Here is an 8,418-nt window from a genome sequence, read left to right as displayed (position 1 = left end):
CCCAGCTGGGCTGGGAGCCCACCGTCGACTTCCCCGAACTGATGCGCATGATGGTCGACTCCGATCTGCGCCAGGCGTCCCGCGAGCGGGAATACGGGGATCTGCTGCTGGCCGGCAGCTGGTAGTCCGCCCGGGCCCACGGGATACCTCGGCGCACGGTGTGTGTCCGGGCGTATCCCGTACCGCTTCGGCACGGCGACCGCGCCGCCACGCCGAGCCGAGGACACTACGGGATTTCGCGTAGTCCGCCCTGTGGAATGGGTGTGTGGACCACAGGGCCGGCGACCGGCCGCCGTATCCATCCCGGCGGCCCGGTCCGGCGCCATCGCCAGGAGGAGGAAGCAGCGCCATGACGACGACCACTGCGGAAGGACTCCGGGCCGTGACATAGCGGCCATGGCCGACCAGGTGCAGGCGGCCCTGCGGGCCCCACCGTAGTGGTGGCACCGCTTGAACACCTTTCCGCGGACGTGGAGTCCGCGCGATGAGGAGAGTTGCTGGCCACGGGTTCCGTAGATCATGTACTCTTACGCACGTCGGACATCACCCTTTAGGGTGATTTACGGTGTGGTGTGATGACGCCCCGTCACATCTGTGGTGTCTCCGAGGTGCGAGGAGTCCTATGGTGCGGAGCCGGAGCGTGGATTCTGACTTAGGCAGCGCCTTGGTCGGCCGAGGCGATGTCGTACACGAGCTCAACCGCTTTGCCCGCACCGCGCGTTCCGGGCGCGGGTGCTCGACGGTCGTGACCGGCCCGGCCGGAATCGGCAAGTCCGCCCTCCTGCACGCCTTCCTCAGCGGGGATGTCGGCCGGCACGCGAGGGTTCTGCAGGGCACCTGCGAGGAGGGCGCGTCGAGCGAATCATTCGGCGGGGTACGCGCCCTGCTCGGCCCGCTGGCACAGGGCGCCCCACTTGAAGGAGCCACCCGCCACGCCCTGCCCGCCCTCACCCCCGGCGCGCAGGCCGGTGAGTCGCCGCACGCCCCCGCTGTCCAGCACACCTTCCACCGCCTGCACCGCCTCGCGGTAGACATGCTGAGCCGCCGCCCGCTCGTCCTGGCCCTGGACGACATCCATCACTGCGACGAACTCTCCCTGCGCTGGCTGGACTTCCTGCTGCGCCGGTCCGACGACCTCCCCCTGCTCGTCGTCCTCACCCAGCAGGCCGAGGCCACCGCCCTCACCCGCCGTGTCCCGTCCCACCACGCCCTGACGGACCTGACCACCCACCGCCGCACGACGACGCTGCGCCTGCGACCGCTGACCGAGACGGATGTCGCCGAGATCGTCCGCGAATTCTTCCCCGCACCCGCCGCCCCCGTCTTCGTCACCCGCGCTCGGGCCGCGACCGGCGGCAACCCCCGCCTTCTGGGCCGGCTGCTGCGCGAACTGCGGGCCGAGGGCGCCGGTCCGGGCGTGGGCGGTGCCGACCGGATCGCCGAGACCGGCGGTCGCGTCCTGGCGCGCTGGGCACGCGAACTCCTGGACCGCCGGCCACCCTGGGTCGAGCAGGTCACACGGGCCGTGGCGGTCCTCGGTGAGCGGGGGACCGACCACGTCGGCGCCCTGGCCGCCGTCCCCACCGATGTCGTCGAGGACGCGCTGACGGTGCTGCGCGAGGCCGGACTGCTGGTGCCCGGCGGCAGGCACCTGGCGGACGACGCGGTGCGAGCCGCGGTGCTGGCTCCCCTGGACGCCCAAGCGCTGTCGAGCCTGCGCACACGGGCAGCCCTGCTCCTGAGCGACGCGGGCCGACCCGCCGAAGACGTCGCCGACCACCTCCTCCAACTGCCCTCGATCGGCGAACCATGGATGCCCGGCGTCCTGCTGGAAGCCGCGGCCCGCGCCGAGCGGCGCGGCGCCCCGGAAACCGCGGCGCGCTACCTGTACCGGGTGTTGGAAGTGGACCCCGACAGCGTGGAGGTCCGCGTCCGGCTGGCCAGATCACTGACCGAGACCGACCCGCCCGAGGCCATCGGCCTGCTCCGCGAAGCGCTGGCGCCGAGTGTCGACGTACGCACCCGGGCACGGATCGCCGCGCAGTTCGGCACGACTGGCCTGGCCGCACGCGAGATGTCCGTCGCCCTGGGCATCCTCGAAGACGTCCTGGACGCGCTCGACGCCGAACTCGGTCCCGACCCCCTGCCCGCCGACCGGGAACTGCGCACGCATGTCGAGTCGGTGCTCCTGATCGTCGGCACGCACGGCCGCAGCACGTTCGCCGCGACACGGAAGCGGGCCGCGGCGATGACCCTGCCTGAGGGCGACACCCCCGCCCAGTGCCAGAAGCTGGCCTCCATGGCCGTACTGACGGCACTCGACGGCCAACCCCCCGAATTGGCCGTGGAGCGCGCCCTGCGCGCCAGCTCCTGCCCCCACCTGCCCCTGAAGAGCTGGTCCCTGATCAACTCCGCCTTCGTCCTCGGCCTCGCCGACCGCACCGAGGACGCGCTACGCGCGCTGGACCGCGTCCTGCGCCACGGCCGGGAGAACTCCGCCGTCTGGACCTATGCCCTGGCCCTGTCCAACCGCGCCGTGCTCCAGCACGGCCTGGGCGCTCTCCCGGACGCCCTCGCGGATGCCAGAACGGCGGTCCAAATCAGCGGCACGGAACGGTGGGGCGAGACCATGGTCCTGCCGCGCCTGGCCCTGGCGGGCGTACTGGTGGACCGGGGTGAGGCCGCGTCCGCCGAGAGGCTGCTGACCAGCACCGAGCCCGACTGGCGCGAGCAGTACGTGTGGACCTACCACCGCTACCTGATGGCCCACGGCCGTGCCCGCCACGCCTTGGGGGACGCCGAGGGCGCGCTGGCGCTGTTCCGTGAGTGCGGCAGGTCGCTGGAGGAGGCCGAAGTGCGCCACGCGGCATACCTGCCCTGGTGGGTGGAGGCGGCCTGCGTACTCGCGGAACTGGGCCGCGCGGAGGAGGCCCAGGAGCCCGCCGCGCACGGCACCCGGCTGGCACGGCAGTGGGGCACCCCGCGCGTCCTCGGCCTGGCCGCCCTGGCCCGCGGCGTGGCCACCCCCGGCGAGGACGGCGTGGAACTGCTGGGCGAGGCGGTGCGCGAACTGTCCGCCTCACCGGCCCGCGTCGAACACGCCCGCGCCGAACTCGTCCTGGGCAAGGCCCTGTTGGCAAACGGCGACCGACCCGCCGCGCGCGAGCACCTGCGTGCCGCGGCCGGCCTCGCCCAGCGCTGCGGCGCCCTCGCACTGGGCCAGGATGCCCGCGCCGCCCTGGTGGCCGCGGGCGGCCGCATGCGGAAGATGACCGCCTCGCCCCTGGACCTGCTCACCAGCATGGAACGCAAGGTCGCCAGTCTCGCCGCCGGCGGCGCCGGCAACCGCTCGATCGCGCAGTCGCTGTACGTCAGCGTACGCACCGTCGAGATGCATCTGACCAGCGTGTACCGCAAGTTGGGCATCGCCGAGCGCGCTCAGCTCGACGAGGTCCTCCGCTCCTCGGGCGTCCGCGGAGCACGGGCGCCACGGTCGGCACCGCGGCCGGGCCGACAGGGCCGAGGGTGAGCGGACCGGGGTGGTATCTGTGGCGGGGCTGAACGACGAACAGTCATACGCTGGGTTCATATGGGCGGAGCGTCGACGCACCGAGCCGTCCCTGCTCGAACGCGAGCAGGAGCAAGCAGAGTTGACAGAGGTGGTGGCCGCGCTCGGCGAAGGCCACCCCGCCGTCGTCTCGGTGACCGGCCGCCCCGGCTTCGGCCACAACGCCCTGCTGCGCTGGACCGCCCAGCTCGCCGAGGAGCGCTCGGTACGCGTCCTGCGCGTCAGCGGCTCGCTGACCGAACGCGACCTGCGACACGGAGCCGTCATCCAACTCCTCACCCAGCTGGGCGAGCTGACCGAACACCCGCTGCGGGTGCTGCGAGAGCACCGCGAGCCGGACGGCCTGCCGGGCCTCCTCGAACTCCTGCACACCACCCGCCGCACACCCACACTCGTGACGGTGGAGGACGCTCAGTGGCTGGACCCGGCCTCCCTGCACTGGCTACAGGCCATGGTGCGCCGCCTGTCCGCGGGATTCCCCCTCGCACTGCTCGTCGGCCGCACCGGAGTGGACCCGCACGGCCCCGACTGGCTGGCCGACACCGCCCCCTCCGCACGGCTGACCCGCCACCTCACCGTCCGCGGACTGAGTCCCCGCGCGGTCGCCGCCCTCGCTGAAATGATCTTCGGCACCCCCTGCGACGAGTCGTTCGCCGCCGTGGCCACCCAGGCGTCCCACGGCAGCCCCGCCATACTGCACGCGGCACTGCACTGCCTGGCCGACGCCGGCCACCGCCCCACCGCCGACATCGTCCCGCAGCTGCGCACCCTGATCACCGACATCATCGGCGACCGCGCCGGGCGCGCCCTGCGGGGCCTGACCGACGAGGCCGTCGCCGTCCTGCGCGCGCTGGCCGTCGGCGGCGACCTGCTGGACTTCACCCTGATCTGCTCTCTGGCCGGGCTGCGCACCGTACGCGAATCCCGGCTGCGCGCGGCGCTGGAAACGGCCGGCTTCACCGTCCCCGACGGCCCCCACGAACGCATCCGCCTGCCCGTCGCCAGGGCCCGCATCCTGGAGGACACGCCGGCCGCCGAACGCGCCGGCCTGTACGCCCGCGCCGCCCACCTCGCCTACCGGTCCGGCGGCGACGACGAGGACATCGCCCGCTTCCTCCTCCATGCACCCCCCATCGGCGAGCCCTGGGCGGTCCAAGCCCTGTACGGCAGCTTCGGCGCCGCCGTGCGCCGCAGCGAGGACCTCACCCGCTTCCTCCTCCACGCACCCCCCACCGGCGAGCCCTGGGCGGTCCACGCGCTGCGCGGCAGCGTCGGCGCCACCGTGCGCCGCAGTGAGTTCGCCCGGGCCGCCGCCTGGCTGAACCGCGCCCTCGACGAGCCCCAGCACCCCGTTCAGCGCGCACAGATCAGCCTCGACCTGGCCGGCGCCGAGGCCGTGGCCGCCCCCGAAGCGAGCGACCGCAGGCTCGCCACCGTCGTCAACAGCCCGGGCAAGGGCGAACGCTGGGCCCAACTGCGCCTACGGGCCTTGGAGATGGGCCTGGCCCGCGGCGACGCCTCCTGGGGCCGCCGCGTCGCCGCCCAGGCCCTGGCCACCGCCCACGGCAGCGAGCGCGACGACCTGATCGCGCTGTACTGGTACGCCGCCCAGGACCGGCCCGAGGCCGCCGACGTCCCCGCCCCCGGCGTCCCCGCCCTGCCCAAACACCCCCTCGCCCCCGCCCAGGCCGGCATCCGCGCCGGGCAGCTCGCCGCCCACGGCCAGCACCGCGAACGGGCCGCGGAGCTGTCCCGCCGTGCTCTGGAAGCAGGCCACGACGCACCCGTCATGCCCCGCCTGGTCGCCGCCAGAGCACTCTGGCTCACCGACGCCGCCACCGAAGCCGAGGACCACCTCGCCGCCATCGTCGCCGAACTGCGGCGCCGCCAGCGCCGCCCCACGCTCGCCCGCGCCCTGGTCCTGCACGCCGAACTGCACCTGCGCGGCGGTCGCCTGGACGCCGCCGAACGCGCGGTCAACGACGCCGAACGGGCACTGCCCGCCGCCGGCTGGCACCCCTTGGCCATCCCGCACCTCATGGCCGTACGCACCGTCATCGCCGTGGAGACCGGCCAACGCGACGAGGCCCGTGCCCTGTACGACGCCCCCACACCGCCCGGATCCGAATGCGGCGTCCACTGGCCGTTCCTCGTGTTCACCCGCGCCCGCGTGGCTATCGACGAAGAACGCTGGGCCGAGGCCCTCGAACTGCTCAAGGAGAGCGGACGCTGGCTGCTGCGCAGACAGTGGGTCAACCCCGCCGTGCTGCCATGGCGTTCGCTGGCCGCCAGAGCCTGTCTCACCCTCGGTGACCGGGAACAGGCCCAGCGCCTGATCCGCGAGGATCTCACCCTCGCCCGCCGCTGGGGCGCCCCGAGCGCACTGGGCCTGGCCCAGCTGTGCGCCGGAGTGCTCGACCCGCGCGAACGGGCCGCCGGGTCCCGCCAATTCACCCGCGTCCCACGCGGGCCCAACCAGCTCGCCTACGCCTGGGCCCTGGCCGAACTCGCCACGGAGGAGGCCACCAACGGCGACCGCACCAACGCGGCCCGTCTGCTGACCGAACTGTCCCGCCACACCGTCACCCGCACCTCCAGGCGCTTGGCCGAACGCGTACGGCGGCTGGCCACCCAGCTGGAACAGACCGCCACGCCCGACGACTCCACCCTCCCCAAGGACTGGGCCGTCCTGTCACCCGCCGAGCAGCGGACCGCCGAACTGGCCCGCGGCGGCCTGGGCAACCGAGAGATCGCCGAACAGCTCTCGGTGAGCCGGCGCACCGTCGAACTGCGGCTGAGCAGTACGTACAAGAAACTGCGCATCACCTCACGCGAGGAACTCCGTGCGCAGAGCCGACCGACGGAAAGGACATAACCGATGCTGTATGAGCGGGAATCCGAACTGGACCGCATCGGCACCGCAGTGCGCCAGGCACAGGCGGGCCGTTCCTCCGTACTTCTGGTGACCGGCCCCCTGGGCATCGGCCGGTCCTCCCTCCTCGAGGAGGCCGGCGCATCTCCCCCCGAAAACTTACGGGTGTTACGCGCCAACGCCGCCCCCATGGAGCAGGACTTCGCCTTCGGCATCGTCCACCAGCTCCTCGGCCCCCTCCTGGCCGACGACCTCTCCACCCCCGGCGACCACGACGTCCCCGCTTCCGAAGCCGTCCTGCACGGCCTGCGGTCGTTACTCGCCGAAGCCTGCGCCACCACCCCCGTACTCATCCTCGTCGACGACCTGCAGTGGGTCGACCTCCCCTCCCTGCGCTGGCTCGCCTACCTGGCCCGGCGCGCAGACGGGATGCGCGTCGCCCTCGTGTGCACCCTGCGTGACGGCGACCCCCGAGCCCAGCACCCGCTCGTCGGCGACCTCGCGGACGCCGCCGACATCCTGCGCCCCGCCCCGCTCTCGCTCGACGGCACCCGGGCCCTGATCCACCACCAGCTGGGCGAACCCGCCGAGGACAGCTACGCCCACGCCTGCCACGACACCTGCGCCGGCAACCCCCTCTTCCTCCAGTCCGTCCTGTGCGACCAGGCCCTCAACGGCCACCGCCCCACCGCCGAACAGGCCGACCAGGCCCGCACCTTGCGCCCCACCCAGCTCCGCGATCGGCTGGCCGGCTGCCTCCAGACCCAGCCCGGCCCCGTACGCGACCTGGCCGCGGCCATCGCCGCCTTCGGCGACCACGGCGAGCCCGACCTCGTCCGGCGCCACGCACGACTGGACGCCATCAGCTACCAGCGGGCCCTGCGCGCCCTGCACCGCCTCGGCCTGCTCGCCCCCCACGACGACACCCCACGCTTCCTCCACCGTGTCGTATGCGACGCCGTCGATTCCGGCCTCACCATCGCCGAACGCGAACGCTCCCGGAACGCCGCGGCCGAAATCCTCCACCAGGCCGGCCGCCCGGCCGAACACGTCGCAGATTTGCTGATGGGCGTCACCGACACCCACCGCCCGTGGGCCATACGGGTACAGCGGACGGCCGCGGAAGCCGCGCTGCGCCGCGGCGTGCCGGAGGCCGCCGCCCGCTACCTGCGGCGCGCCCTGCTGCAGAGCACCGCGGGCGACGGCGAACGCGCGCGCTTGCTGATCGACCTGGCCAAAGCCGAACGCGGCATCGACCCCGCCGCCTGCGAACGCCACATCAGCCAGGCCGTACGCCTGCTGTCGTCGGCCACCGACCGGGCCGCCGCCACCTTGCTCCTGCCGCCCAGCTTCCTCGGCGGCGCAACCTCCTCGGCGGCGGACCTGCTGCGCAACGTCTCCGAAGACTTCGAGCCCACAGATCCGCGCCAGGGATGTCCCAGCGAGATCTCCCTGCGCCTGGAAGCGCGCCTGTGGCACGCCGGGCACGAGAACCCGGCGGAGCTGACCGGCGCGGTGGAACGCCTGCGCTCACTCGGCACCCCGCCCCCCTTGGACACCGGCGGCGCCCGCGAACTGGCGGCCGTCCTGAACAACGCGGGGGTCCTCTCAGGCGCCCTGCCGGCACCGGACGTCGCGGCCCTGGCCGGACAGATCCTGGAACGTGAGCCGGTGACCTCCGCACCTGCCCGCACCGCACTACCGTTGGTCGCGGTGGCCCTGTACGCCGCCGACGCGGTGGAAGGCATCAACACCCGTCTGTCCTGCGAGCCGCACACCGACCGCCCGCACGCGGGGGTGCACGCCGAGAACGCCCTGATCCAGCTCGCCTGTGGACGCCTGACCCAGGCCCGCGAACAGGCCGACCGGGCCGCCCAACTGGCCGACGCGGACTGGCGCGAGCCGGCCACGGTCGTCCGGGCCGCGGTGGCCATGGAATCCGGCAACATCGAGCTGATCGAACGCCTCCTTGAGGACC

General features: G+C 73.4%; 3 protein-coding genes and 1 pseudogene. All 4 read left to right on the top strand.

All coding sequences use genetic code 11. From position 1 onward, the window contains the following. Positions 1 to 125: pseudogene (locus AB0D04_RS41535) on the top strand (GDP-mannose 4,6-dehydratase); the annotation flags it as partial. Between the two features lie 515 nt (positions 126 to 640). Further along, positions 641 to 3,529, top strand: coding sequence for an AAA family ATPase (locus AB0D04_RS41530; protein WP_362712601.1), 2,889 nt, complete (start codon positions 641 to 643; stop codon positions 3,527 to 3,529). 10 nt (positions 3,530 to 3,539) lie between these two features. Beyond that, a complete protein-coding gene (locus AB0D04_RS41525; RefSeq protein WP_362712600.1) occupies positions 3,540 to 6,443 on the top strand; it encodes an AAA family ATPase in 2,904 nt (967 codons plus the stop codon). 3 nt (positions 6,444 to 6,446) lie between these two features. Beyond that, on the top strand, positions 6,447 to 8,418 hold a 1,972-nt coding region (locus AB0D04_RS41520), incomplete at its 3' end, for an AAA family ATPase (RefSeq protein ID WP_362712599.1).

Source organism: Streptomyces sp. NPDC048483 (genome assembly GCF_040651455.1).
Lineage (GTDB): Bacteria > Actinomycetota > Actinomycetes > Streptomycetales > Streptomycetaceae > Streptomyces.
This window is presented reverse-complemented; position numbering and strand designations above follow the sequence as displayed.